The 23,633-nt window shown below is 70.8% G+C and carries 23 protein-coding genes and 2 pseudogenes; 20 read left to right on the plus strand and 5 right to left on the minus strand.

Features of this window, described 5'->3' with window-relative positions:
* Nucleotides 1-37 precede the first annotated feature (37 nt).
* From ACIRP7_RS42505 to hypE, 14 genes are all read left to right on the plus strand, one after another.
* Nucleotides 38-1,126 carry a hydrogenase expression protein HypE gene (locus ACIRP7_RS42505; protein WP_403671416.1) on the plus strand — a complete coding sequence of 363 codons (1,089 nt, stop codon included), beginning with the start codon at nt 38-40 and terminating at the stop codon, nt 1,124-1,126.
* Nucleotides 1,127-1,212: 86 nt separating this feature from the next.
* Nucleotides 1,213-2,997, plus strand: a complete 1,785-nt coding sequence (locus tag ACIRP7_RS42510) for a nickel-dependent hydrogenase large subunit (protein WP_062047154.1) — start codon at nt 1,213-1,215, stop codon at nt 2,995-2,997.
* Nucleotides 2,994-3,512 (plus strand): hypothetical protein, encoded by a 519-nt coding sequence (locus ACIRP7_RS42515; protein WP_403671419.1) that lies wholly within the window; start codon nt 2,994-2,996, stop codon nt 3,510-3,512. The genes ACIRP7_RS42510 and ACIRP7_RS42515 overlap by 4 nt, the downstream gene beginning before the upstream one ends.
* Nucleotides 3,509-4,150: a DUF5947 family protein gene (locus tag ACIRP7_RS42520; RefSeq protein WP_403671421.1), complete on the plus strand. Its 642-nt coding sequence runs from the start codon at nt 3,509-3,511 to the stop codon at nt 4,148-4,150. Before ACIRP7_RS42515 ends, ACIRP7_RS42520 begins: the two co-directional genes overlap by 4 nt.
* The gene (locus ACIRP7_RS42525; protein ID WP_403671424.1) at nt 4,147-4,833 is read left to right on the plus strand and encodes a DUF6084 family protein; all 687 of its coding nucleotides are present in this window, start codon (nt 4,147-4,149) and stop codon (nt 4,831-4,833) included. The genes ACIRP7_RS42520 and ACIRP7_RS42525 overlap by 4 nt, the downstream gene beginning before the upstream one ends.
* A complete protein-coding gene (locus tag ACIRP7_RS42530; RefSeq protein WP_403671427.1) occupies nt 4,830-6,260 on the plus strand; it encodes a hypothetical protein in 1,431 nt (476 codons plus the stop codon). The genes ACIRP7_RS42525 and ACIRP7_RS42530 overlap by 4 nt, the downstream gene beginning before the upstream one ends.
* Nucleotides 6,257-6,802 carry a hydrogenase maturation protease gene (locus tag ACIRP7_RS42535; protein ID WP_403671430.1) on the plus strand — a complete coding sequence of 182 codons (546 nt, stop codon included), beginning with the start codon at nt 6,257-6,259 and terminating at the stop codon, nt 6,800-6,802. Before ACIRP7_RS42530 ends, ACIRP7_RS42535 begins: the two co-directional genes overlap by 4 nt.
* An 11-nt stretch (nt 6,803-6,813) precedes the next feature.
* Nucleotides 6,814-6,918 (plus strand): DUF6893 family small protein, encoded by a 105-nt coding sequence (locus tag ACIRP7_RS42540; RefSeq protein ID WP_371563411.1) that lies wholly within the window; start codon nt 6,814-6,816, stop codon nt 6,916-6,918.
* A 145-nt stretch (nt 6,919-7,063) separates the two neighbouring features.
* Nucleotides 7,064-7,465 carry a hydrogenase maturation nickel metallochaperone HypA gene (locus ACIRP7_RS42545; RefSeq protein WP_403671433.1) on the plus strand — a complete coding sequence of 134 codons (402 nt, stop codon included), beginning with the start codon at nt 7,064-7,066 and terminating at the stop codon, nt 7,463-7,465.
* A 3-nt stretch (nt 7,466-7,468) separates the two neighbouring features.
* Nucleotides 7,469-8,224, plus strand: a complete 756-nt coding sequence (gene hypB / locus ACIRP7_RS42550) for a hydrogenase nickel incorporation protein HypB (RefSeq protein WP_403671436.1) — start codon at nt 7,469-7,471, stop codon at nt 8,222-8,224.
* Nucleotides 8,221-10,608 carry a carbamoyltransferase HypF gene (hypF, locus tag ACIRP7_RS42555; RefSeq protein WP_403671439.1) on the plus strand — a complete coding sequence of 796 codons (2,388 nt, stop codon included), beginning with the start codon at nt 8,221-8,223 and terminating at the stop codon, nt 10,606-10,608. Before hypB ends, hypF begins: the two co-directional genes overlap by 4 nt.
* A 31-nt stretch (nt 10,609-10,639) precedes the next feature.
* On the plus strand, nt 10,640-10,948 hold the full coding sequence (locus ACIRP7_RS42560) for a HypC/HybG/HupF family hydrogenase formation chaperone (protein WP_079072410.1): 309 nt from the start codon (nt 10,640-10,642) through the stop codon (nt 10,946-10,948).
* Nucleotides 10,945-12,072 carry a hydrogenase formation protein HypD gene (gene hypD / locus ACIRP7_RS42565; RefSeq protein ID WP_403671443.1) on the plus strand — a complete coding sequence of 376 codons (1,128 nt, stop codon included), beginning with the start codon at nt 10,945-10,947 and terminating at the stop codon, nt 12,070-12,072. Before ACIRP7_RS42560 ends, hypD begins: the two co-directional genes overlap by 4 nt.
* Complete coding sequence (hypE, locus tag ACIRP7_RS42570; RefSeq protein ID WP_403671446.1) at nt 12,065-13,144, plus strand: hydrogenase expression/formation protein HypE; 1,080 nt, start codon at nt 12,065-12,067, stop codon at nt 13,142-13,144. The genes hypD and hypE overlap by 8 nt, the downstream gene beginning before the upstream one ends.
* 57 nt (nt 13,145-13,201) lie before the next feature.
* Here the strand turns inward: hypE and ACIRP7_RS42575 are convergent, their stop codons facing one another.
* Together ACIRP7_RS42575 and ACIRP7_RS42580 are read right to left on the minus strand one after the other, a co-directional pair.
* Nucleotides 13,202-13,576: a hypothetical protein gene (locus tag ACIRP7_RS42575; protein WP_403671449.1), complete on the minus strand. Its 375-nt coding sequence runs from the start codon at nt 13,574-13,576 to the stop codon at nt 13,202-13,204.
* A 233-nt stretch (nt 13,577-13,809) separates the two neighbouring features.
* Complete coding sequence (locus ACIRP7_RS42580; protein ID WP_403671451.1) at nt 13,810-15,522, minus strand: cellulase family glycosylhydrolase; 1,713 nt, start codon at nt 15,520-15,522, stop codon at nt 13,810-13,812.
* An 865-nt stretch (nt 15,523-16,387) separates the two neighbouring features.
* Here ACIRP7_RS42580 and ACIRP7_RS42585 point away from each other — a divergent pair.
* The 3 genes and pseudogenes from ACIRP7_RS42585 to ACIRP7_RS42595 all read left to right on the plus strand — a co-directional run.
* A pseudogene (locus ACIRP7_RS42585) lies at nt 16,388-16,603 on the plus strand (aldo/keto reductase); the annotation flags it as partial.
* A gap of 113 nt (nt 16,604-16,716) precedes the next feature.
* Nucleotides 16,717-16,944, plus strand: a pseudogene (locus ACIRP7_RS42590) (NAD(P)H-dependent oxidoreductase); the annotation flags it as partial.
* 6 nt (nt 16,945-16,950) lie between these two features.
* Entirely contained in the window at nt 16,951-17,667 is a 717-nt protein-coding gene (locus ACIRP7_RS42595) for an SDR family oxidoreductase (protein ID WP_403671508.1), read from the plus strand.
* Between the two features lie 192 nt (nt 17,668-17,859).
* On the opposite strand, the gene ACIRP7_RS42600 is transcribed toward ACIRP7_RS42595, so the two are convergent.
* Together ACIRP7_RS42600 and ACIRP7_RS42605 are read right to left on the minus strand one after the other, a co-directional pair.
* On the minus strand, nt 17,860-18,525 hold the full coding sequence (locus ACIRP7_RS42600) for a TetR/AcrR family transcriptional regulator (RefSeq protein ID WP_403671454.1): 666 nt from the start codon (nt 18,523-18,525) through the stop codon (nt 17,860-17,862).
* Between the two features lie 16 nt (nt 18,526-18,541).
* Nucleotides 18,542-19,300: an SDR family NAD(P)-dependent oxidoreductase gene (locus tag ACIRP7_RS42605; protein ID WP_403671456.1), complete on the minus strand. Its 759-nt coding sequence runs from the start codon at nt 19,298-19,300 to the stop codon at nt 18,542-18,544.
* A 111-nt stretch (nt 19,301-19,411) separates the two neighbouring features.
* On the opposite strand from ACIRP7_RS42605, the gene ACIRP7_RS42610 reads away from it, so the two are divergent.
* Nucleotides 19,412-20,359: a zinc-binding alcohol dehydrogenase family protein gene (locus ACIRP7_RS42610; protein WP_403671459.1), complete on the plus strand. Its 948-nt coding sequence runs from the start codon at nt 19,412-19,414 to the stop codon at nt 20,357-20,359.
* 113 nt (nt 20,360-20,472) lie between these two features.
* On the opposite strand, the gene ACIRP7_RS42615 is transcribed toward ACIRP7_RS42610, so the two are convergent.
* Nucleotides 20,473-20,904: a MarR family winged helix-turn-helix transcriptional regulator gene (locus ACIRP7_RS42615; RefSeq protein WP_403671463.1), complete on the minus strand. Its 432-nt coding sequence runs from the start codon at nt 20,902-20,904 to the stop codon at nt 20,473-20,475.
* 97 nt (nt 20,905-21,001) lie between these two features.
* Between ACIRP7_RS42615 and ACIRP7_RS42620 the strand changes: the two genes are divergently transcribed.
* Both ACIRP7_RS42620 and ACIRP7_RS42625 read left to right on the plus strand, forming a co-directional pair.
* On the plus strand, nt 21,002-21,793 hold the full coding sequence (locus ACIRP7_RS42620) for an SDR family NAD(P)-dependent oxidoreductase (protein ID WP_403671466.1): 792 nt from the start codon (nt 21,002-21,004) through the stop codon (nt 21,791-21,793).
* 168 nt (nt 21,794-21,961) lie between these two features.
* A complete protein-coding gene (locus ACIRP7_RS42625) occupies nt 21,962-23,497 on the plus strand; it encodes an aldehyde dehydrogenase family protein (RefSeq protein WP_403671469.1) in 1,536 nt (511 codons plus the stop codon).
* Nucleotides 23,498-23,633: the final 136 nt, after the last annotated feature.

A 23,633-nucleotide genomic window follows, 5' to 3' on the forward strand; every position in this document is an offset into this window, starting at 1 on the left:
TGGGCTTTCATCCCTAACCTCCCCAGGAGGCGGTCCCATGACTGAGGCGACGCCGGACACGGTCGACGCTGCGGACGCGAGTGGCGCGCCCGCCGACGAGACACCCACGATCCACATTCTCTGGATCAACGCGGGCCTGAGCTGCGACGGTGACTCGGTCGCGTTGACGGCGGCCATGCAGCCCAGCATCGAGGAGATCGTGCTCGGTGTGCTGCCGGGCCTTCCGAAGATCGCCGTCCACTGGCCGCTCATCGACTTCGAGTGCGGTCCCGTCGGCGGCTCGGACACGTTCATCGAGTGGTTCTTCAAGGGGGAGCGGGGCGAGATCGACCCGTTCGTCCTGGTCGTCGAGGGCTCCGTTCCCAACGAGGCGATCAAGCCGGAGGGCTATTGGTGCGGCTTCGGCGACAACCCGGAGACCGGCCAGCCGATCACCACCAGCGAGTGGATCGACCGGCTCGCCCCGAAGGCACTGGCGGTCGTCGCCATCGGCACCTGCGCCACCTACGGCGGCATCCACGCCATGGCGGGCAACCCGACCGGCGCGATGGGCGTACCGGACTACCTCGGCTGGGACTGGAAGTCCCACGCGGGCATCCCCATCGTGTGCGTCCCCGGCTGTCCGATCCAGCCCGACAACTTCTCCGAGACGCTCACCTACCTGCTCTACCAGGCGGCCGGCTCCGCCCCGATGATCCCGCTGGACGACAAGCTGCGCCCGACCTGGCTGTTCGGGGCCACCGTGCACGAGGGCTGCGACCGCGCGGGCTACTACGAGCAGGGCCAGTTCGCCCTGTCGTACGACTCGCCGACGTGCCTGGTCAAGCTCGGCTGCTGGGGCCCGGTCGTCAAGTGCAACGTGCCCAAGCGCGGCTGGATGAACGGGATCGGCGGTTGCCCCAACGTCGGTGGCATCTGCATCGCCTGCACCATGCCCGGCTTCCCCGACAAGTTCATGCCGTTCATGGACGAGCCGCCCGGCGCCAAGGTGTCGAGCAACGCCAGCGGAGCGTACGGCGCCGTGGTCCGCAAGCTGCGGTCGATCACCGCAAAGACGGTGGACAAGGAGCCCAAGTGGCGCCAACCCGGAGACAGGATCACCACCGGATACCGACCCCCGTGGTGAGCAATCGCCGCGGCTGACCCGCTCCCCGTTCTCGTGCATGCACCCCCCACCCGAACCTCCCGCGCAACGAAGGGCACGGCACACAGATGGCACCGACGACGAAGGCGGCCGGCGACGGCAGCGGCCTGGTGGAGATGGCCTGGGACCCGATCACCCGGATCGTGGGCAGCCTGGGCATCCACACGAAGATCGACTTCAAGCAGAAGCGAGTCGCCGAGTGCTACAGCACCTCGTCGGTCTTCCGCGGCTACAGCGTCTTCATGCGCGGCAAGGACCCCCGCGACGCCCACTTCATCACCAGCCGCATCTGCGGCATCTGCGGTGACAACCACGCCACCTGCTCGGTGTACGCGCAGAACATGGCGTACGGCGTGAAGCCCCCGCACCTCGGCGAGTGGATCATCAACCTCGGCGAGTCCGCGGAGTACATGTTCGACCACAACATCTTCCAGGAGAACCTGGTCGGGGTCGACTACTGCGAGAAGATGGTCAAGGAGACCAACCCCGGCGTCCTCGAACTCGCCGAGCGCACCGAGGCCCCGCACGCCGCGGAGCACGGCTACCGCACGATCGCCGACATCATGCGCTCGCTCAACCCCCTGGAGGGCGAGTTCTACCGCGAGGCCCTCCAGGTCAGCCGCTACACGCGCGAGATGTTCTGCCTGATGGAGGGCCGCCATGTGCACCCCTCCACGCTCTATCCGGGCGGCGTCGGAACCATCGCCTCCGTGCAGCTCTTCACCGACTACCTCAGTCGGCTGATGCGCTACGTGGAGTTCATGAAGCGCGTCGTGCCCCTCCACGACGACCTGTTCGACTTCTTCTACGAGGCGCTGCCCGGGTACGAGGAAGTGGGCCGCCGACGTGTCCTGCTCGGCTGCTGGGGCGCGCTCAACGACCCCGAGTACTGCGACTTCACCTACGCCAACATGACCGACTGGGGCCGGCGCATGTTCGTCACGCCCGGCATCATCGTGGACGGCAAGCTCGTCACCAACGACCTCACCGAGATCAACCTCGGCATCCGCATCCTGCTGGGCAGCTCCTACTACGAGGACTGGCAGGGGCAGGAGCAGTTCGTCACCCACGACCCGCTCGGCAACCCGGTGGACCCGCGCCACCCGTGGAACCAGCACACCATCCCCACCCCGCAGAAGCGGAACTTCGACGACAAGTACAGCTGGGTCATGTCCCCGCGCTGGTTCGACGGCAAGGACCACCTCGCCCTGGACACCGGCGGCGGCCCCATCGCCCGCCTGTGGTCGACCGCCCTGTCCGGTCTCGTCGACATCGGGTACGTCAAGGCCACCGGCCAGAGCGTGGTCATCAACCTGCCCCGCACCATGACCAAGCCGGAGACCACCTTCGAGTGGAAGATCCCGAAGTGGTCCAACGCGCTGGAGCGCAACCGCGCCCGCACGTACTTCCAGGCGTACGCCGCCGCCGTCGCCCTGCACTTCGCGGAGAAGGGACTGGCGGAGGTCCGTGCCGGACGCACCCAGACCTGGGAGAAGTTCGAGGTTCCGGACGAGAGCATCGGTGTCGGCTTCACCGAGGCGGTCCGCGGTGTCCTCTCCCACCACATGGTGATCCGGGACGGCAAGATCGCCAACTACCACCCGTACCCGCCGACCCCCTGGAACGCCAGCGTCCGGGACACCTACGGCACGCCCGGCCCGTACGAGGACGCCGTGCAGAACACGCCCATCTTCGAGGAGAACACCCCGGAGAACTTCAAGGGCATCGACATCATGCGCGCCGTCCGCAGCTTCGACCCCTGTCTGCCCTGTGGCGTCCACATGTACGTCGGGGGCGGCAAGACGGTGAAGTCGATGCACGTGCCCACCGGCCTGAGCGGACTGGGCGGATGAGCCCGGTCAGCTCCACGGAGCAGACCGGGCGCCGGGTCGAGGAAATCCTCGACAGGCTGGCCGAGAGCGGCGACCCGGCCGCCGCCGCGGCGGCGGAGGAACTCGTCCGGTCCCTCATGGACTTCTACGGTGCCGGCCTCGCCCGCATCCTCCACCTGCTGTCCGGAGCTCCCGGCGAAGCAGCCGCACGCCTCCTGGGTGACGACCTGGTCGCGAGCCTGCTCGTCCTGCACGACCTGCACCCCGAGGACCGCGACACCCGCATCGCCCGCGCCCTCGACGGGGTCGCGGAACACACCCTGGAGGTGGTGGGCTTCGACGAGGAGAGCGGCACCCTGACGGTGCGGGCCCGGGAGGCCGGCGGCTGCGGTTGCGGCTCCGGCGCGGGTGCCCGGGAGGCCGCGGAGGCAGCGCTCGCCTGCTTCGCACCGGAGGTCAGAGCGGTCGACGTACAGACCGCCCCCGCGGGGCCGACGCTCCTCCAGATCGGCACCGCACCGACGGGGGCCCGATGACGGCGTCCCCGGCGACGCGCACGCCCGGCCTGCGGAGGTTCCTCACCGAGAGGCCTCCGCAGCCCGAACGGTGTGAGCTGTGCGCCGTGGCGGTGGAGGCGGGCCACCGTCATCTCGTCGACACCGAGAAACGCGCCCTCGTCTGCGCCTGCCCACCGTGCGCGCTGCTGATGGAGCAGCCGGGCGCCGCCGCCGGCCGCTTCCGTACGGTCCCGGCCCGCTACCTCACCGACCCCGGACACCGCCTCGACGAGAGCGCGTGGGAGGCGCTGCAGATCCCGGTCGGCGTCGCCTTCCTCTTCCGCAACGCGGCGCTCGACCGGCTGGTCGCCCTCTACCCGAGCCCGGCCGGAGCCACCGAGAGCGAACTCGAACCGGCCACGTGGACGGACGTCCTCGGCGGCAGCCGCCTCGCCGAACTGCTCGAACCCGACGTGGAGGCGCTGCTGCTGCGCCGCACCGACGGCCGCTTCGAGTGCCACCTCGTACCGATCGACATCTGCTACGAACTCGTCGGCCGTATGCGCCTGTTGTGGCAGGGCTTCGACGGTGGAGCCGAAGCCCGCGCCGCGCTGGACGCGTTCTTCGCGGACGTCGCGCGACGCGTCCGGCCCCTGGGCGAGGTGGGTCACCCGTGACCGCGTTCTCCTTCGCCTGCACCGGCGTCCGCGCCGACCAGTACGCCGCCGGACCGACCCTCGTCTTCCGGCTGCGCGTCACCGCCGGCGACAACGCGCGCGTGCACGCCCTCGCGTTGCGCTGCCAGATCCGCATCGAACCCGCCCGCCGCGGCTACGAGCCCGCCGAGGCCGACGGCCTCGCGGACCTCTTCGGCGAGCGCTCACGCTGGGGCAGCACGCTCCAGCCGGTGCAGTTCGCCCAGGTCTCGGTCATGGTCCCGAGCTTCACCGGGGAGATCGAGACCGACCTCGTCGTGCCCTGCACCTACGACATGGACATCGCCGCCACCCGCTACCTCACCGCCCTCACCGACGGCGAGGTCCCCCTGCTGATGCTCTTCTCCGGTACGGCGTTCACCGGAGACGGCGGCTTCCAGGTGGAGCCCGTCCCGTGGGACCGCGAGGCGGCCTTCCGGATGCCCGTCACCGCCTGGCGAGAGATGGTCGAGCAGCACTTCCCCGGCTGCGGCTGGATCCGGCTGCCCCGCGACACCATGGACGCCCTCCTCGCCTACCGCTCCCGGCACGCCCTGCCCTCCTGGGAGGCGACCGTCGCGGCGCTGCTGGAGAGGGGTGCCGACCCGCCCGCGCACGACCCGCTGCGCGCCCTCACCGCCACCACCGGAAGGACCGATCCGTGACCGTGACCGCGTTCGCCCCCGAGACCGAGGAGCGCCTCGCTCTCGCCCGGCAGGTGGCCGACGCCGTCCTCTTCGAGGGCTATGTGCTCTACCCCTACCGCGCCTCGGCGGCCAAGAACCGGCTGCGCTGGCAGTTCGGTGTGCTCGTGCCGCCCGGCTGGGGCACCGAGTGCGAGGAAAACGACTTCCAGCACACCGAATGCCTGATGGAACCGAAGGCCGGGGCGACCCTCTCGGTCGAGGTGCGCTTCCTGCACGCCCGACGGCGCACGGTGCAGCGGGCCCGTCCGGACGGCGGCTTCGACACCGTGCCCGAACTCCGCCTCGACGACCGGGTGTTGGTGCCCTGGGACGAGGGAAGCGAGGAGCGCGTCGAGGTGGTCGCCGCGGTGGACGAGCTCCTGGGTGACGGCGTCACGCATCCTTTCCGGCTCCCCGCCCGCGAGGACACCGAGCCGGTCCTGGACGAGGCCGGCCGCGCCGTCGGCCGACTGGTGCGGCGGTGCGAGGAGATCAGCGGGACCGTACGGCTGTCCGCCCGCGAACTCGACGGCCCCTACCGGGTGTTGCGGCTGACTGCCGTCGTCGAGAACACCAGCGACTGGACACCGCCAGAAGGCCGCGGCGCGGACCGGGAGGCGGCGCTGCCGCGCTCCCTGGTGGCCACCCACCTCCTCATGGCCCTCAGCGCCGGATCATTCCTCTCGATGACCGATCCCCCCGAGTGGGCCAAGGGCGCGGTCGCCGCCTGCCGCAACCTGCACACCTGGCCCGTACTCGCCGGCGAACCCGGCCGCGCCGACCTCGTGCTGTCCTCGCCGATCATCCTGGAGGACCATCCGGCCATCGCGCCGGAGAGCCCCGGCGCGCTCTACGACGCCCTGGAGATCGACGAGATCCTCGCGCTGCGCACCGCGGCACTCACCGACGAGGAGAAACGCGAGGCCCGGGGTACGGACGAGCGGGCGGCCGCCGTGATCGAGCTGGCGGACTCGATGCCGCCCGAGGTACTGGAGCGTCTGCACGGGGCGGTGCGGAGCCTGCGCGAGGTGACCGGTCCCGGCCCCGCCGCTCCGGACGCCGGCTTCCCCGACGAATACGGGGTGATGCGGCCGGACACCCCCTGGTGGGACCCTGCGAGCGACGTGGGCTTCGACCCGGCGCAGGACCGGGTGGTCGTGGACGGCCGGTCGGTGGGCCAGGGCAGCCGCGTCGAACTGCACCCGGGCCTGCGCCGCACCGACGCGCAGGACATCTTCCTGCGGGGCCGCACCGCGAAGGTCGAAGCGGTGCTGCACGACGTGGACGGCGGGGTGCACCTGGCGGTCACCGTCGAGGGCGACCCGGGCGCCGACGTCCGCCGTGAGCAGGGACGGTTCCTGTACTTCCAGCCCGACGAGGTCACACCGCTGGAGGACGACGTATGAACCTTCCCCCACCGCCAGGTCCAAGGACGCTCGTGGCGGGCATCGGCAACGTCTTCCTCGGGGACGACGGCTTCGGCGTGGAGACCGCCCGCCGGCTCGCCGAGCACGACCTGCCCGGACACATCGAGGTCGTGGACATCGGGGTGCGCGGGGTGCACCTCGCCTATCAGCTGCTGGACGGCTACGACACCCTCGTCCTCGTGGACGCCACGGCACGCGGCGAAGCCCCCGGCACGCTGTACGTGATCGAGCACGACGTCGGCGGAGGGAGCCCTTCACCCGCCGCCCCCGCGCTGGACGGCCACCGGATGACCCCCGACACCGTCCTGGCACTGCTGGGCACCCTGTGTGCCGGGACCGGCGGCGAGCCACCACGCCGCGTCCTGGTCGTGGGATGCGAACCGGCCTCGGTGGATGAGGGCATCGGTCTCAGCCCGCCGGTGTCCGACGCCGTACCGAAGGCCGTCCGGCTGATCGAAGAGCTGCTGCGGGACGGCGAGCCGTCCGTGGCACAGGCCTCAACCGCTGAGGCTCCGACATGAGGAGAGACGGGATGAAGAAGATCGTCATCGGCGGAGCGGCCGTCGCCGCCATGGTCGCTGTAGTCGTCGAGGTACTTCCCGACCTGAGGCGCTACCTGCGCATCAGACGGATGTGAATCGGACCCGCCGCCGGTGCGCCGCGCGGTTGCGTCGAACGGCGTACCCGCCGGCCGGCCACGGCGTGCCGGGCCGTGCGACCCGGCCGCGCGCGTCTCTAATGAAGGCCGACCGGAGGCAGCCGCAGACGGAAGGACGGCAACCATGCACGAGATGTCCATCGCGCTGGCCGTTGTCGACCAGGTGGAAGAGGCCGCCGCACGGGCCGAAGACGTCACGGCGGTGCGATCGGTACGGCTCCAGGTGGGCGAACTGGCTGGAGTCGTACCCGACGCACTCGCCTTCTCCTTCGAACTGGCCTGCGCCGGAACCCTGCTGGAAGGCGCCGAACTGATCACGGAAGCGGTGCCGGGGCGGGCCCGCTGCACCCCGTGCTCACACGAATGGGCCGTCGGCATGCCGCCCCGGCTGACCTGCCCCGCGTGCGGCGGTACGCAGACCGACCTGCTCGCGGGCCGGGAACTGCAGATCGTCGACGTGCACTGGGAGGACGGCCTCGGCCCCCCGCACACGCCCACCCGCGAACCGATCTCCGAGGAGCGCTGAACCATGTGTCGTGTCGTCGACCTGCGGCAGGCCGTACTCGCGAAGAACGACGCGAGCGCCCACGAACTGCGCGCGCAGCTCGCGGCTCGAGGCATCGCGCTCGTCAACCTGCTGTCCAGTCCGGGCAGCGGCAAGACCGCGCTGCTGGAGCGCGAACTGCTGCGGGCACGGGAGCGGGCCGTTCCCGTCGCGGCGCTGAGCGCCGATCTGGCCACCGAGAACGACGCGGCCCGGCTGGCGCGTTCGGGGGTCCCCGTCAAGCAGGTACTCACCGACGGACTGTGCCATCTGGAGGCGGGGATGCTCGCCGGGCACCTGGACGGGTGGCTGCCCGACGACACCCGGCTGCTGTTCGTGGAGAACGTCGGCAACCTGGTCTGCCCGGCCTCCTACGACCTGGGGGAGACCCTGAGGGTCACCCTCGCCTCCGTGACGGAGGGCGAGGACAAGCCACTCAAGTACCCCACCGCCTTCGGCCTCGCCCACCTCGTGGTGGTCACCAAGACCGACATCGCGGAGGCCGTCGAGTTCGACGAGACGGCGTTCCGCGCGAATGTGGAGCAGGTCAACCCCGGAGTCGAGGTGGTCCTGACGTCGGCACGCCGGGGGCTGGGGGTCGGCGCGCTGCTCGACCGGGCGCTGGCCGCCATGGACGGGACACCTGTCCACTCACCGGTCATGACCCGCCAGCCTCACCCGCACACTCACGCGCACCCGCACCCGGAGGCCACCGGCACCATGGCCCACACCCACTCGTGAGCGGTCCGCAGGCTCCCACCGCCGTCGCCGAGAGCACCCCACGACGCCGCCGGGTCACCGTCCGGGGTGTGGTACAGGGCGTGGGCTTCAGGCCCTACCTCTACGGCCTTGCCACCGAACTCGCCCTGGCCGGACACGTGACCAACACCCCGGAGGGCGTCGTCGCGGAGGTCGAGGGCAACGCCTCGGCCGTGGCTCGGTTCTGCGACCTGATCGCCGCCCAGGCGCCGCCGCTGGCCCGCGTGGAGGCCGTCCACCACCGGGAGATGCCGCCCATCGGCGGCACCGGGTTCACCATCCTCACCTCGCGCACCGGCGGACCGGCCCGCACCCTGGTCTCCCCCGACTCCGCCACCTGCGCCGACTGCCTCGCCGAGTTGGCCGCCCCGGCGGACCGGCGCTACCGGCACCCGTTCGTCAACTGCACTCACTGCGGCCCGCGCTTCACGATCGTCACCGGCGTGCCGTACGACCGGGCGAACACCACCATGGCCGGCTTCGCGATGTGCCCCGACTGCGCCCGGGAGTACGCGGATCCGGCCGACCGCCGGTTCCACGCGCAGCCGGTCGCCTGCCCGGCCTGCGGGCCCCGTCTGAAGCTGGTCCTCGCCCAGGAGGAAAGGCTCAGCGAGGTCGAGGGGGAGGACCCGGTCACCGAGGCCCGCGCGCTGCTGAAGCGGGGCGCGATCCTCGCCGTGAAGGGCCTGGGCGGCTACCACCTGGCCTGCGACGCCTCGAACCAGGAGGCGGTCGCTCTCCTGCGCCGGCGGAAGGCGCGCGGGGACAAGCCGTTCGCCGTCATGGCCGGGACCGCGGACGATGTCCGTCACCTCGTCCGGCTGAGCCCGGCGGAGCGGAACCTCCTCGAAGACCGGGCCAGGCCGGTCGTCCTGCTGAGGCGGCGTGCGCCCGCCGGCGGGGAGCCCCGGCCCGCCGAGGCCGTGGCACCCCGCAGCCCCGACCTCGGCGTGATGCTGCCCTACACGCCCGTGCACCATCTGCTGCTCGGTCTGCCCGGCGACCCGGACGGCCCTGGGCTGCTCGTCATGACCAGCGGCAACCTGTCCGGTGAGCCCATCGTCACCGACGACAACGAGGCGCTGGAGCGACTCGCGCACCTGGCCGACGCCTGGCTCACCCACGACCGGCCGATCCACGTCCCGTGCGACGACTCCGTGGTCCGCGTCTGCGACGGGGAGCCACTGGTGATCCGTCGCTCGCGTGGCTACGCCCCGCTGCCGGTCTCCCTCCCGCTGCCCGTGCGGCCGGCCCTCGCCGTCGGCGGAGACCTGAAGAACGCCTTCTGTCTCGGGGCGGGCCGTCAGGCCTGGCTGTCGGCGCACATCGGCGACATGGACGACGTAGGCACACAGCGGGTCTTCGAGCGCGCGGTGGCGCAGCTGGAGTCCATTACCGGGGTGCGCCCCGGGACCCTGGTCTCCGACCGGCATCCCGGCTACCGCTCCGCCGGATGGGCCGACCGGAACGCGTCGCACCGGCCCGTCGTACGCGTCCAGCACCATCACGCGCACATCGCCGCCGCCATGGCCGAGCACGGACTGGACGGCACCCGGCCGGTGATCGGCGTCGCCTTCGACGGCACCGGCCACGGCGACGACGGCGCCGTGTGGGGCGGGGAGTTCCTGCTCGCCGACTACGACCGCTTCACCCGGTTCGGACATCTCGCGTATGTTCCCCTGCCCGGTGGCGACGCCGCGGTGCGCCGGCCGTACCGCATGGCGCTGGCCCACCTGAGGGCGGCCGGGATCGACTGGTCCGACGACCTCGCCTGTACGACCGCCTGTCCTGCCGACGAACTCCACGTCCTGGAAAGGCAGTTGGAGCGCGAACTGAACTGTGTGCCCACATCCAGCATGGGCCGCCTCTTCGACGCGGTGTCCTCTCTCGCCGGGGTGTGCCATCGAGCCGGATACGAGGCACAGGCCGCCGTCGAACTGGAAGGGGCGGCTCTGCGCGCACCCGCCGACGACACCACCGCGTACGCCTTCGCGCTGCACGCGTCCGAGGAGAGCCGGGACGGCGCCGTACGGGCCGATCCGGCACCCGTCCTCGCGGCGATCGTCGGCGACCTGCGCGTGGGTGTCGAGCCGGCCCTGGTCGCCGCGCGCTTCCACCGGGGCGTGACCGGCCTGGTGCACCGGATGTGCGCGCGGGCGCGAGAGCGGCACGGGCTGGACACCGTCGCCCTGACGGGAGGCGTGTTCGCCAACACGCTGCTCTCCTCGGCCTGTGCCGCCACCCTGCGCGAGGACGGCTTCACGGTCCTGCGGCACCACCTGGTGCCGCCCAACGACGGTGGTCTGGCGCTGGGCCAACTGATGGTGGCCGCACGCGCCACCCCCAGTCCCACTCCCACCGACTGAGCAAACGCGCGACCACAGCGAGGAGAGGCTCATGTGCCTGGCGGTACCCGGCAGAGTGCTGGACATCGAGGAGCGGGACGGTACCCGGATGGCCACCGTCGACTTCGGCGGCGTGGTCAAGGAGGTGTGCCTGGAGTATCTGCCCGACCTCCAGGTCGGCGAGTACGCCATCGTCCACGTCGGATTCGCCCTGCAACGGCTGGACGAGGAGTCGGCGCGGCAGACGCTCGAACTCTTCGCCGAACTCGGCTTGTTGCAGGAGGAGTTCGGCGACCCCTGGGAAACGGCGGCGGCGGAGGCGGCGGGCTCGGAACCGGTGGAAGAGGTGCGCAACAAGTGAAGTACATCGACGAGTTCCAGGACCCGGAGCTGGCACGCCGGCTCCTCGACGACATTCACGCCACGGTGACCAGGCCGTGGGCCCTGATGGAGGTGTGCGGAGGGCAGACACACAGCATCATCCGCCACGGAATCGACCAACTCCTGCCGGACAAGGTCGAGTTGATCCACGGACCCGGCTGTCCGGTGTGCGTGACTCCGCTGGAGGTCATCGACAAGGCACTGGAGATCGCCTCCCGGCCGGAGGTGATCTTCTGCTCCTTCGGTGACATGCTGCGGGTGCCGGGCACCGGACGGGACCTGTTCCAGGTCCGCGGAGAGGGCGGTGACGTGCGCGTCGTCTACTCACCGCTCGACGCGCTGCGGATCGCCCAGCAGAACCCGGACCGCGAGGTGGTGTTCTTCGGCATCGGCTTCGAGACGACCGCTCCCCCCAACGCCATGACGGTCCACCAGGCCCGGAAGCTGGGCATCGGGAACTTCAGCATGCTGGTGTCCCATGTCCGCGTACCGCCTGCCATCGAGGCCATCATGTCGTCGCCGAGCTGCCGGGTGCAGGGCTTCCTCGCGGCCGGCCACGTCTGCAGCGTGATGGGCATGGAGGAGTACCCGGAACTGGCGGAGCGCTTCCGGGTGCCGATCGTCGTGACGGGCTTCGAGCCGCTGGACATCCTCGAAGGCGTGCGCCGCACCGTCCGGCAGCTGGAACGCGGTGAGCACACCGTCGAGAACGCCTACGCCCGTGCCGTTCGCGCGGAGGGCAACCCGGCCGCCCGGGCCATGCTGGAGGACGTGTTCGAGGTCACCGACCGCGCCTGGCGCGGCATCGGCGTGATTCCGCAGAGCGGCTGGCGGCTGGCGCCGAAGTACCGCGCCTACGACGCCGAGCACCGCTTCTCCGTCGAGGGCATCCGCACCCAGGAGCCGGCCGAGTGCCGCAGCGGAGAGGTCCTGCAGGGGCTGCTCAAGCCGCACGAGTGCGAGGCCTTCGGCACGCTGTGCACGCCTCGTACGCCGCTGGGGGCCACCATGGTCTCCAGCGAGGGAGCCTGCGCCGCGTACTACCTCTACCGGCGGCTGGACATGCCCGCCACCAAGGCCCAGGAGGCGACCCCCGTTGTCTGACACCACCGATCTCCCCGTCCCCGCCCTGGACGTCGAGGCGTGGACGTGTCCGGCGCCGCTGCGGGACCGGCCGCGGGTCGTCATGGGCCACGGCGGCGGCGGAGTGCTCTCCGCCGAACTGGTCCAGCAGATCTTCGCTCCCGCTTTCGGGGGCGAGGTGCTCGCCCAGCTGGGTGACGCCGCCGTCCTGTCGCTGGGCGGTGCCCGGCTGGCGTTCTCGACCGACTCCTACGTGGTGCGGCCGCTGTTCTTCCCCGGCGGCAGCATCGGTGACCTGGCGGTCAACGGCACCGTGAACGACCTCGCCATGAGCGGCGCCCGCGCCGCCTACCTCTCCTGCGGGTTCATCCTGGAGGAGGGCGTCGAGCTGGATGTGGTCACTCGGGTGTCCGAGGCTCTGGGGGCGGCCGCGCGCACCGCCGGTGTGGAGGTGGCCACCGGGGACACCAAGGTGGTGGAGGCCGGCCACGGTGACGGGATCTACCTCAACACCGCGGGCATCGGTCTCGTCCCGGCGGGCGTCGATCTGCGCCCTGAGCGGGTCGTCCCAGGCGACGTCGTGATCGTCAGCGGCGCCATCGGCGTCCACGGGGTGGCGGTCATGAGCGTACGCGAGGGACTGGAGTTCGGAGTGGAGATCAAGAGCGACTGCGCGGCGCTCGGCGGCCTGGTCGACACCATGCTCGCCGTCACCTCTGATCTGCACGTCCTGCGCGACCCCACCCGGGGCGGCCTGGCGGCCTCGCTCAACGAGATCGCTCAGGCCTCCGGGACCGGGGTGGTCATCCAGGAGCGCGACGTCCCGGTCCCGCCGGCCGTGGCCAACGCCTGCGCCATTCTCGGACTGGACCCCATGTACATCGCCAACGAGGGCAAGCTGGTGGCCTTCGTCCCGCGCGAGCACGCCGACGCCGTCCTCGCGGCGATGCGCGCCCATCCTCTGGGCGCGGACTCCGTGATCATCGGCGAGGCCGTGGAGGAGCATCCCGGCATGGTCGTGGCGCGGACCGGCCTGGGAGGGACGCGGGTGGTCGATCTGCCGATCGGGGAGCAACTGCCGCGGATCTGCTGACAGGGTCGTCGTTCGCCGAGGACCTGCCGCCCGGGCCCGATCGGAGGGCTGATCCGGTCAGCGCCCGGACGGCGGATCCTGTGGGTCCACGCCGGTCTTGGCCGCAGCGTCCTTCGTGCCGCTGGGGCGCTGGGAGCGACCCTTGTGTCCGGTGTCGCGCCTGCCCTTCTCGTCCGCGTCGCCGTACTCCTCGCCGCTCGCGTTCGGGCTCTTGACCGTGTCACCGGGGACGGACTTCGTCTCCTCGGCGGACTTCGTCCGGCCCGGACCGGGCTTGCCGGCATGCTCGGCACGGAAGGAGCGCTCGGCGCTCGGGTTGTCCTGCTGGCGCGTCTCGTCCACATCGGGCGACCAGCCGTGCTGTCCGGTGCCCTCGTGCCGGCTGGGACCCCTTCCGTGCGGTGGTTCGGACGAATGTGGTTTCTTCGACATGGTCGATCCGCCTTTTCACGGTCAGTGGGGGGACATCAATGACGGTGTTTCCCGATTTAAGCAGATTATTCCACCTTGCAATGTTTTGAGCATTTCACTTCAGGCGTGCGATGCCCGCTCGGGTGGCGTCCCGCAGGACGGGCCAGTAGTACGGGGACTGGTCGCCGTTGGTGCCGCAGGTGCCCTCGGTGCTCAGGGACTCGCAGCCTCGCGACTTCCCGATGGGCCCGATGTCAGGCGGAGGTGCCGGTGACCGCGGTGCCGGACCTGGTCACCGTGTACGTCAGTCGCGTCCCGCTCCAGAAGTAGAAGGTCAGGGTCACGGTGGCGCCGTCGGTGACCTCCCCGAAGAACGCGGTCGGCAAGGTGATGGTGCCCGCGGTGTAGTCCGGCGTGAAGGCCACGTTGAACTGCTTGTACGTCGTCCAGGACTGCGGGCCGGCGGGGCTGCCGTCGGCGTATACGGCTTCCATGGTCGCCAGCTTGTCCCCGTTGAACGCGGTGGGTATCACCAGCGAGGCCGTCGTACCCGTCGCGCTCGTCAGCACCGGCTTGTCATAGGTGATGACGTTGACGGCCCAGGGAGTTCCTTCCGTGAACCGGAGGGACAGGACGGCATTCGTGCCGTGCTCCTGCGACGCGGTCAGCCGGCCGAGCGTCGCCGCCGCGATCGTCAGCGTGCTGCCGCTGACGGTGTAGTCCACCCCCCGGATCAGATGACGGGTGCCGACATCGATCCTCGTCAGCCTGGTGCCGTTGAGGTTCAGCGTGATCGTCGCGTCCGCCGGGGTCCTGCCCTTGGGCACGAAGAGCTGATCGGTGGAGGCGGTGCCGGAGCGCCCGGTCCAGCTCGACCGTATCTGCGCATAGAGGCTCGGGTCGTTCCATTGCAGGGTGCGGCGGTTGAAGCGACTGCCGTTGTCCCACAGCATCGTGGTCAAGCCCCGGTATCGCGCGTAGTGGCCGAGATACTCGAGGTACTTGAGCGTCTCTCCCTCCTCGACCGTGCCGGGGCCGGAGTCCCAGCCGAGCAGCCCGTACTCACCGACGACAGCCGGGATCCCGTTGGCCACGAAGGCCTTGTGGACCAGATCGAACGTGTCGGTCAGGTCCTGCTGGGTGGCCGCGTTGAAGGTCGTGTAGCCGGCGAGGTTCACGCTGAAGGGCCAGAAGCTGTAGTAGTGGACCGAGGCCACGAGATTCGGGTCGTCGAGCGCGGCGAAGGTGGCGAGCAGGCTGTCGATCTTGGCCTGATCCGGGGTGTCCCCCAAGGTCGGCATGACGAGCAGCCGGTCGGCATTGCCTCCGCCGGTCGCGCGCACAACGGAGTGGAAGGTCGTGTTGAGCTCGTTCATCAGAACGGCGTTCTGCTCGTCGCCTGAACTGCCGTTGAAGAAGGGCTCGTTGATGCTCTCGAAAAGCAGTCGGCGCGGCTCGTCCCTGAAGGCGGCCGCGATCTGCCGCCAGGTTGCCGTGTACTGGGCCAGGACGGCGTCATGCTGGGCCGGCATGTTCAGCACCCACTGCCACGCGTCACCGTGCATGTTGATCAGAACGTGGAAACCATCGGCCAAGGCCCAGTCGACCACTTCCTTGATCCTGGCCAGGAACTTCGGGTCGAGGGTGTGGGCCGGGGCCGGGCCCTCGTGCTGGCCCCAGGTCACCGGGATCCGGATGCTCCTGAAGCCCTGCGCCTTCAGCCTGCGGAGGAACGCCCGGGTCACCCGCGGGTTGCCCCAGGCCGTCTCGTCGGCGCCGATGGCCTCGAAGGTGTTGCCCAGATTCCAGCCCGGCTGCATGTCTGCGACCACGTCCAGCGCGGACGCGGCGGAACCAGCGGACCGGGCGGCGGCCTGGGCGGCCGAGGGGGTGGACAACGCCGCGACGGCGAGGGCCGCGGAGGTCGTCATGGCCTGGCGGCGAGTGAAACCGGCTGAACTCGGCATAGAGCTCTCCATCGAGTCGAAAGGCCTGCCCTCATGTCGGCGGCGTCAACGCAACGTCGAAGCGCTTCGACACGTTGCGGGAGCCTAGCGCAGCCCGGCGACGGAGAGAATGGGCTGATCCGTATGGACAGCGCACCGAGTCCGAAAGGCCTTGCGTCGAAGCGCTTCCCTGTCATGGGTGTCAGGCGCGCGGTGTCGCGCAGGCTCGTCGGGGTTCTCTCGGTCGCCCGGCGGAAAATCTCACGCGGACCGTCCGCGACGCCCAGGCCCTTGGACAGGACACGAGCCTCGTCGTCCGGGCCTTCCGACACGACGAGTGCCCCTCGGTACGCAGGACGGCCGTGACCGCTTCGTCAACTCAGGTCTCTCGGAGGGAGGTTGTGGAGACCGCTGCCTCTGACTGCCTCCGAGGATTCCCGTCCCTGTCGGCGGGGCGTCGTCGCTCCGCGTGCCGCGGTGGGTACAGGTTCCTGACGGCTGCGGTTGCCGTGCAAGGGGCGCTTCTGCCAGGCGGAAGTACATCTGCGAAAGAGCTGGTCAGAACCTTCCCATCTGCTGTGGTTCGACGCGCCGACAGCCCCCGGAGCGCCTTCGGAGGGCTGTTGCTGCTCGGTGGTGATTGTGGCGCTTCCGTCGGCTTGGGGGTCCCTGTCAGTGACCCCCTCATCAGGGACTCCCATGCGCCGGTGACAACCGGTTTTGTGGGTGGTGCATCGCCCACGGCGGTGTGAACGGTCCGGAACGGCGCTGCTTGTGCAGCCGGTCTCCCGCCCCTTCACGGCGCCCGTCGGCGCCGTGATCACCAGAGCCAGAAGGACGATCATGCGTCGATACGCCATGCCGGCAGCCGTAGTCACGGCGCTTCGGCGCCACCCCCGCCCAGACCGCCCTGGCCTGGCTGCTGTCCCGCGGCGACGACATCGCCCCCATCCCCGGCACCCGCCGCGTCACCCGCGTCGAGGAGAACACCGCCGCCGAGGCCGTCGAACTCACCCCCGCCCAGCTCGACCGCCTCAACAACCTCACACCGGCCGCGGGCGAACGCCACGACGAGGCCAACATGTCCAGCATCGACCACTGACCACTGACCGCTGACAGCCGTTCCCGGCTCGGCCGGCGAAGGTCCCGGCCTGTCACACCGCCCGACCCGCCTCCGTTCACCCATTTCACTGATCACTGAAGAGGCTTCTCCTCATGTCCAAGGTTCTTCTTGTCGTAGGCCACCCCGATCTGTCCCAGTCGAGGGCCAACGCGGCGCTCGTGGACGCCGTGCGCGATCTGGCCCATGTCACCGTGCACGACCTCTACGCCACCTACCCCGACTTCCAGATCGACGTCGCCGCAGAGCAGGCGCTGCTGGCCGAGCACGATGTGATCGTCTTCCAGCAGTGGCAGGACAAGGTCTTCACCTTCGGCTGGGCCTTCACCATCGACGGCTCCACCTCGCAGTTGGCCGGCAAGAAGGCCGTCGTCGCGGTGGCCCAGCGCCTGCTCGAACGGGGCGCCCGCAAGGTCTACGCGACGGCCCGCCGACCGGAGACCGTGGACCTGCCCGGGGTCGAGGTGCTGCCCCTCGACATCACCGATCCCGCATCCGTGAGGGCCGCCGCCGAGGCCGCCCCGGACGTCTCGCTGCTCATCAACAACGCGGGAATCAGTACGGGGACCGACCTGGTGACCGGTTCGCTGGACGCGGTGCGGCACGAGCTGGAGACCAACATGTTCGGCCACCTGGGAATGGTCCGGGAGTTTCTGCCGGCGCTCGCCAGGAACGGCGGGGGCGCGATCGTCAACGTCCTCTCCGCCATGTCGTGGTTCGGGGGCAAGGGCGCCAATGCCTACCACCTGACCAAGGCCGGCGCCTGGGCCATGACCAACGGCGTCCGACTGGAGCTCGCCGAGCAGGGCACGCTCGTCACAGCGGTGCACCTCGGCCTGGCCGACACCGACATGGCGGCTGGCTGGCCCGTGGACAAGATCGCTCCGTCGGACCTGGCCGACGCGGCGCTCGACGGTGTCGAGGCGGGCTCCGCCGAGGTCCTCGCCGACCAGTGGAGTCGGGACGTCAAGTCCCGTCTGCCGCTGACGCCGGAGGAGTTCAACGCCGCGATGGACCGCGCCCTGGCGGCGCTGTTGGCGGCCTGAGGGCCCCCGCGCCGCGCGGACTTCGGTCGGTCGGCGATGGTCAAGACGGCGGGTGGCGGCCATGGTTGCGGTAGGGACCCTCGGCGGCCGCGATCTTCCCGGCCAGGTGGCCGTCACCGTGGAGGGGCAGTTGGCCATGTGACGCCGCTGCGGAGCACTGAGTCGCCGGCCAGTTGCCTGGGGGCGCCGGGCTCAGCCCCCTGAGGCGTTCCACAGTGCGCTGAGTTCCGCCCAGTCCGGGGGCGGGCTCTGCAACGCGGTGGGACCGTCGACGGCCGGCGTGCGCAACCCGGCGAGGACCAGGTCCAGGTACCGCAGGTGGAGCGTGGTGGCGCGTTCGTCGGTGACGGGGATCCGTGCGGTGAGGTGTTCGAGGAGCAAGGGGACGTCGGCGGAGGTGAAGTCGCCGCGCAGCACTCCTGCGCGGTGGGCGCCGTCCACGAGGTCGTCGAGGGCGGCCCGGAGCTGCTCGGCGGCCGCCACGGTCTCGTCGGTGGCCGGCAGCCGGCCACCGACCAGGGAGAGGAGCGGACCGCCCGCCCCCTGGTCCGAGAGCGCGTCCCGCAGGAAGCGGGCGAAGGCCGTCCAGGGGTCGGGCTCCTCGGCGAGAGCCGTGCGGGCCTGGGCGACGAGCTGTTCCATCCCCAGGATCCGCATCCGCTGAGCCAGCAGTTCCTTGCTGGGGTAGCGGCGGTAGAGGCTGCCCATGCCGATGCCCGCCCGGCGGGCGATCTCCGAGACGGGGGCGTCCCAGCCGAGCTCGGCGAAGACTTCGCGCGCGGCCTGCATGAGGCGGGCGTCGTTGCGGTCCGCCTCCCGTCGGCGGCCGCGCGGTCTGCCGGTCTGCGTGTCACCCATGGACAGGCATTTTCCCCTACCGGCGGGCCAGGCCGTACCCACCGTCGACGGTGATCACCTCGCCGGTCACGAAGGCGGCCTCCTCGCCGACGAGCATCACGATCGCCCGGGCCACGTCCTCCGGCTCCGCGACCCGCCCCAGGGGCGTGTTCTCCGCCAGCCGCCGCTGGAACTCCTGCGGCATGCCCGCGCTGCTCTCCGTGCGGACGTAACCCGGTGCCACGACATTGACGTTGACGCCGAGCGGACCGGCCTCATGGGCGACGAAGCGGGCGAAGGTGTTGAGGGCGGCCTTGGCGGTGCCGTGGGCGGCCATGCCCGGGGCCGGCGGACCATCGGCCACGGCGCTGGAGACGTACACCATCCGGCCGTGGCCTTGGGCTCCCATGACCTCCAGTGCCCGCTGGGTGAGGGTGTAGACGGATGCGAGTTCGGCCGTCACCTTCGTCCTGAAGTCGTCCCAGGCGAGGGTCTGCACAGGAGTGGGGGTGAAGCGGGCGCCGGCGTTGCAGACGAGGACGTCCAGGCGCCCCTCCACCGCGGAGCGCTCCAGCAGTTCGGTCGCCTGGACGGGGTCGTACACGTCGGCCTGCACGGCGAAGGCCTCGCCGCCGTCGGCCTCGATGCGCTTGACCACCTGGTCGGCCGCCGCGCGCTGGGAGAAGTAGTTGACGGCCACGCGGTAGCCGCGAGCTGCCAGCGCCCGGGACGTGGCGGCGCCGATTCCCCGGCTGCCGCCGGTCACCAGGGCCGTGGGCTTTGTTGTGACGTTCATGGGTCCTTCCGCGTCAGGTGATCGATCATCCAATCTATCGGAGCGGAGCGCTCCGATCAAAAAAATCCGAAAAGGGGAATCGGGCTTTCCGGTGGCGCGTTGTCCTATGACATGAGCGAAGCGGTAGTAGCGCGTGCCTACGGTGGTCCCGAGGTGCTGTCGGTGATCGATGTCGATGTGGCGGAGCCCGGGCCGGGTCAGGTGCGCGTCGCGGTCCGTGCCGTCGGCGTCAACCCTTTCGACCACAAGATGTACAGCGGCGTCTTCGGAACCGATCCGGCGAATCTGCCGATGCGGCTCGGCGCCGAAGCGGCCGGTGTGGTGACCGCTGTCGGTGCCGACGCGACCGGCCCCGCGGGTCCGGTCCGGATCGGCGACGAGGTGATCGCGTACCGCGCGCCCGGCGCGTATGCGGCCGAACTCGTCGTCCCGGCCTCGTCGGTGGTGCCCAAGCCCGCCGCTCTCTCGTGGGAACAGGCCGGAGGACTGATGGTCACGGGCGTCACCGCTGTGCATGTCCTCGAAGCGATCGGTCTGCGTGAGAACGACTCGGTGCTGATCCACGGTGCCGCCGGTGGCGTCGGCCTGATGGCCGTGCAGCTGGCCGTCGAGCGCGGCGCGAGGGTGCTGGGGACGGCGAGCCCGGTCAAGCACGACGTCCTGCGCGACCTGGGGGCGATTCCGATCGCGTACGGGCCGGGTCTGGCGGACCGGGTACGTGCGGCAGCGCCGCAGGGCGTCCACGCGGCTGCCGATCTGGTGGGCACCGACGAGGCGGTGGACGTCTCGGTGGAGCTGGTGGCGGACCGGTCCCGCATCGCGACCGTCGCGGCGTTCGAACGCGGGGCCCGAGCCGGTATCAGGCTCCTGGGCGGCGGGCCCGGCGCGGACCCCGGCACGGAAGTCCGCGCCGCCGCGCGCCTGCAGCTCACCGAAGCCGCGGGGGCCGGGCGGCTGCGCGTCCTGATCGCCGCCGGCCATCCGCTGCGCGAAGCCGCCGCGGCGCATCGGCAGATCATGACCGGGCATACGACGGGGAAGATCGTCCTCGTCCCGTAAGCGCCCCCGGCCGCATCGGTGGCTTCGTGCGGATGACCGTGGCCGCCGACGCGCGAGTCCCGATGGGCTGCACGCGTGCCGTCACCACAACCGTGGCCCGCCGGCCGACGGGCTCAGGCGTTGCGCACCGTCTTGCTCACCTGGTCGAGCAGCGTCCGCAGCTGCGCGCTCTCCGCCTGTCCCAGCCCCTCGGTGACGTGGCGCTCGATGTCGGCGATCACCTGGTCTGCCGCGCGCAGCGCTTCCCGTCCGGCGTCGGTGAGGTGCAGCTCCTGCACGTGCCGGTGGCGTGGGTGCTCGCGCCTCTCCAACTGGCCGCGGCCCTCCAGGCGGGCCACCAGGGAGGCGACCGCCTGGGGGGTGACGTTCAAGCGGCGGGCCAACTCCGCGCCGGCCAGCCCTGGTTCGCTGTGCACCGACATCAGCAGGGTGTAGTGCGCAGGGGCCATGTCGAGGGGGCGCAGCCGCTGTTCCTTGAGTGTCTGCACCGCCAGCTCCGCGCGGCGCAATGCCCAGGTCACGCGGTCGAGCGCGCCGAGGCCCACGGGTTCATCGTCATCACGTATTACCCGCCAAAGAGTACGACACTTCACAAGCATCAAACGTTTGACAGTGCGTGAACGCTTGAGACATGCTCGACGTATGACACGAACGATGGCCCTCATCACCGGCGCTTCCTCCGGTATCGGCGCCGAATACGCCCGTCTGCTGGCGGATGACCACGACCTCGTCCTGGTGGCGCGCCGCGCGGACCGGCTCGGCGACTTCGCAGAAGGGCTCCGCGCCCGGGGCGCGGCCGTGGAGGTACTGCCCGCCGATCTCGGCACCCACGACGGCATCACCGCTGTCACCGGCCGCCTCGCCGCGGGGGACGTGCGCCTGCTGATCAGCAACGCGGGCGCCGGCGGCTACGCCCCGCTCGTCGACGTCGACCCGGACGACGTGGACCGCCTGCTCACCCTCAACGCCGTGGCCCCCGTTCGGCTGGTCCGCGCCGCGCTTCCCGGAATGCTCGCCGCCGGCGAAGGCGCGATCATCACGGTGGCCTCGCTGCTGGCCTTCAGCGGGGGCCTCGCCGATTCCCGCGCACCCCGACGCACTCTCTACGCCGCGGCGAAGGCCGCCACCGTCGCCTTCACCCGGACCCTCGCAGGCGAACTCGCCGACACGCCCATCCGTACGCAGGTGCTGCTGCCCGGCGTCGTGGCCACGGAGTGGAACCAGGGCGCCGGCCACCACATCCCCTGGGCGATGACCCCGCAGGACGTCGCCTCGGCCAGCCTCGTCGGGCTGCGTCTGGGAGAGACCGTGTGCGCCCCCGGTCTGGAGGACCAGGCGGCGGCCCTCGACGCCCTGCTGACCGCGGAGTCCGCGCTGCTCACCGGTGGCAACCAGCCCACCCTGGCGGCTCGCTACCGCACCCCCGGCGCGTAGAAGCGGGCGCCTCCTCGGCGCCCCCGACCCGGCCGTGGGTCGCCTTCCGACGGCTGCGCCACGTCCGCCCGCCCGCCGAGAGCGCTTCCGGCTCCGCGGCCACCGGTGCCCAGGTGTCGAACGTTCGGCACGGCACACGTTCTCAATCATCTGAGTAGGGGAAGACCCATGACCGACAACGTCCCGACGATCACACGTGACGGCGTCATCGGATACGACGCGACCGAGGTCGTCACCATCGACCAGGCCACCGGAGCCGAGTTCGCCCGGTACCCCGTGGCCGGCGAGGAAGAAGCCGCCGCGGCCGTCGCCGCCGCACGCTCGGTCACCGGGGCCTGGTGGGACCTCGGCTTCGAGGGCCGCGCGCAGCGACTGCGCGCGTGGCGGCGGGAGATAGCCCTGAGCGGCGAGGAGGGCGCCGCGCTCATCCACGCCGAGAACGGCAAGCCCCTCGACGACGCCCGCGTGGAGGTGCTCGGCACGCTCGAACACGTGCAGTACGCCGCCGACAACGCCGCACGCGTCCTGGGGCGCCGGGAGGTTCCGGCCAGCCCCACCACGCCCAACCAGCGTGCGTGGGTCGAGTACCAGCCGTACGGCGTGGTGGGCGTCATCGGCCCGTGGAACTTCCCCCTGCTCACTCCCGCGGCCATCCTCGTCGACGCGCTCGCGGCCGGGAACGCCGTGATCCTCAAGCCCAGCCAGATCACGCCCGGCGTCGCCGAATGGCTCGTCCGAACCTGGCAGCGTGCCGTTCCGGACCTGCCGGCCGTCCTGCAGAACCTGAACGGATACGGGGCCACGGGCCAGGCGCTCATCGAGGCCGGCCTCGACAAGCTCGCGTTCACGGGCAGTGTCGCCACGGGCAAGACGGTGGCCGCCCAATGCGCTCAGACCCTGACCCCTGTACTCCTGGAACTCGGCGGCAAGGACGGCGTCATCGTCGCGGAGGACGCCGACCTGGACGAAGCCGCCGCTCACGTCGTGTGGGGCGCCATGCAGAACACCGGGCACGGTTGCATCAGTCTCGAAGTGGCCTACGTCGTCGAGTCGGTGCACGACGAGTTCGTCGCGAAGATCAGCGCGCTCGCCGGGCGGGTACGCGTCGGCAGCGACGAGGACGCGGAGATCGGGCCGGTTCCGCTGCCGAGCCAGACCTCCATCATCCGCGAACACATCCAGGACGCTCTGGAGCGCGGCGCCACAGCCACCGTAGGCGGCCTCGGCGCGGTGGGCGACCGCTATGTCACGCCCACCGTCCTGGTCGGAGTGGCCACCGACGCCCTCGCGGCGACGGAGGAGACGTTCGGGCCGACGCTGGCCGTCATCAAGGTCGCCGACGTCGACGAGGCCGTCGCCCACATCAACGCCGGCCGGTACGGGCTCGGCAGCGCCGTCTTCAGCCGCGACCGCGGAGAAGCCATCGCCCGTCGCCTCCGCGTGGGAATGACCAGCATCAACGACGCACTGGTCTTCTCCATGAACCCCGCGGTGCCGTTCGGCGGTCGCGGCGACAGCGGTTACGGGCGCAAGCAGGGGGAGGAGGGGCTGAAGGAGTTCGCCTACGCGCACTCCTTCACCGCCAAGACCGGCCCCGCCCGGTTCTCCGCCTCGACCTTCGGCAGGCCGCAGGGAGCCATGGCAGGAGCCCTCGCCGGCGCCCTCGACAGGATCCGGACCGAGAGCGGCGAGAAGTCGGACTGACTCGTCGGCGGGCGTCGCCGGACAGCACCGCAGGTGGGCGCGTAGTACCGCGGTACCACGCGTACGGCGTACATCAGCCCCCCGGTACCACCGGGTCGGGCTGATTCGCCGCTTAGCGTGGCCGGTGTGGCGTCGG

The sequence above is a fragment of the Streptomyces sp. NPDC102270 genome, from assembly GCF_044766405.1.
Classification (GTDB): domain Bacteria; phylum Actinomycetota; class Actinomycetes; order Streptomycetales; family Streptomycetaceae; genus Streptomyces.

What these genes read in the sequence shown, in the direction of transcription:
- ACIRP7_RS42505 (WP_403671416.1), top strand. Translation starts at nt 38, where the DNA reads ATGACTGAGGCGACGCCGGACACGGTCGACGCTGCGGACGCGAGTGGC.
- ACIRP7_RS42510 (WP_062047154.1), top strand. Translation starts at nt 1,213, where the DNA reads ATGGCACCGACGACGAAGGCGGCCGGCGACGGCAGCGGCCTGGTGGAG.
- ACIRP7_RS42515 (WP_403671419.1), top strand. Translation starts at nt 2,994, where the DNA reads ATGAGCCCGGTCAGCTCCACGGAGCAGACCGGGCGCCGGGTCGAGGAA.
- ACIRP7_RS42520 (WP_403671421.1), top strand. Translation starts at nt 3,509, where the DNA reads ATGACGGCGTCCCCGGCGACGCGCACGCCCGGCCTGCGGAGGTTCCTC.
- ACIRP7_RS42535 (WP_403671430.1), top strand. Translation starts at nt 6,257, where the DNA reads ATGAACCTTCCCCCACCGCCAGGTCCAAGGACGCTCGTGGCGGGCATC.
- ACIRP7_RS42540 (WP_371563411.1), top strand. Translation starts at nt 6,814, where the DNA reads ATGAAGAAGATCGTCATCGGCGGAGCGGCCGTCGCCGCCATGGTCGCT.
- ACIRP7_RS42545 (WP_403671433.1), top strand. Translation starts at nt 7,064, where the DNA reads ATGCACGAGATGTCCATCGCGCTGGCCGTTGTCGACCAGGTGGAAGAG.
- hypB (WP_403671436.1), top strand. Translation starts at nt 7,469, where the DNA reads ATGTGTCGTGTCGTCGACCTGCGGCAGGCCGTACTCGCGAAGAACGAC.
- ACIRP7_RS42560 (WP_079072410.1), top strand. Translation starts at nt 10,640, where the DNA reads ATGTGCCTGGCGGTACCCGGCAGAGTGCTGGACATCGAGGAGCGGGAC.
- ACIRP7_RS42575 (WP_403671449.1), bottom strand. Translation starts at nt 13,576, where the DNA reads ATGTCGAAGAAACCACATTCGTCCGAACCACCGCACGGAAGGGGTCCC.
- ACIRP7_RS42580 (WP_403671451.1), bottom strand. Translation starts at nt 15,522, where the DNA reads ATGCCGAGTTCAGCCGGTTTCACTCGCCGCCAGGCCATGACGACCTCC.
- ACIRP7_RS42600 (WP_403671454.1), bottom strand. Translation starts at nt 18,525, where the DNA reads ATGGGTGACACGCAGACCGGCAGACCGCGCGGCCGCCGACGGGAGGCG.
- ACIRP7_RS42605 (WP_403671456.1), bottom strand. Translation starts at nt 19,300, where the DNA reads ATGAACGTCACAACAAAGCCCACGGCCCTGGTGACCGGCGGCAGCCGG.
- ACIRP7_RS42610 (WP_403671459.1), top strand. Translation starts at nt 19,412, where the DNA reads ATGAGCGAAGCGGTAGTAGCGCGTGCCTACGGTGGTCCCGAGGTGCTG.
- ACIRP7_RS42620 (WP_403671466.1), top strand. Translation starts at nt 21,002, where the DNA reads ATGACACGAACGATGGCCCTCATCACCGGCGCTTCCTCCGGTATCGGC.
- ACIRP7_RS42625 (WP_403671469.1), top strand. Translation starts at nt 21,962, where the DNA reads ATGACCGACAACGTCCCGACGATCACACGTGACGGCGTCATCGGATAC.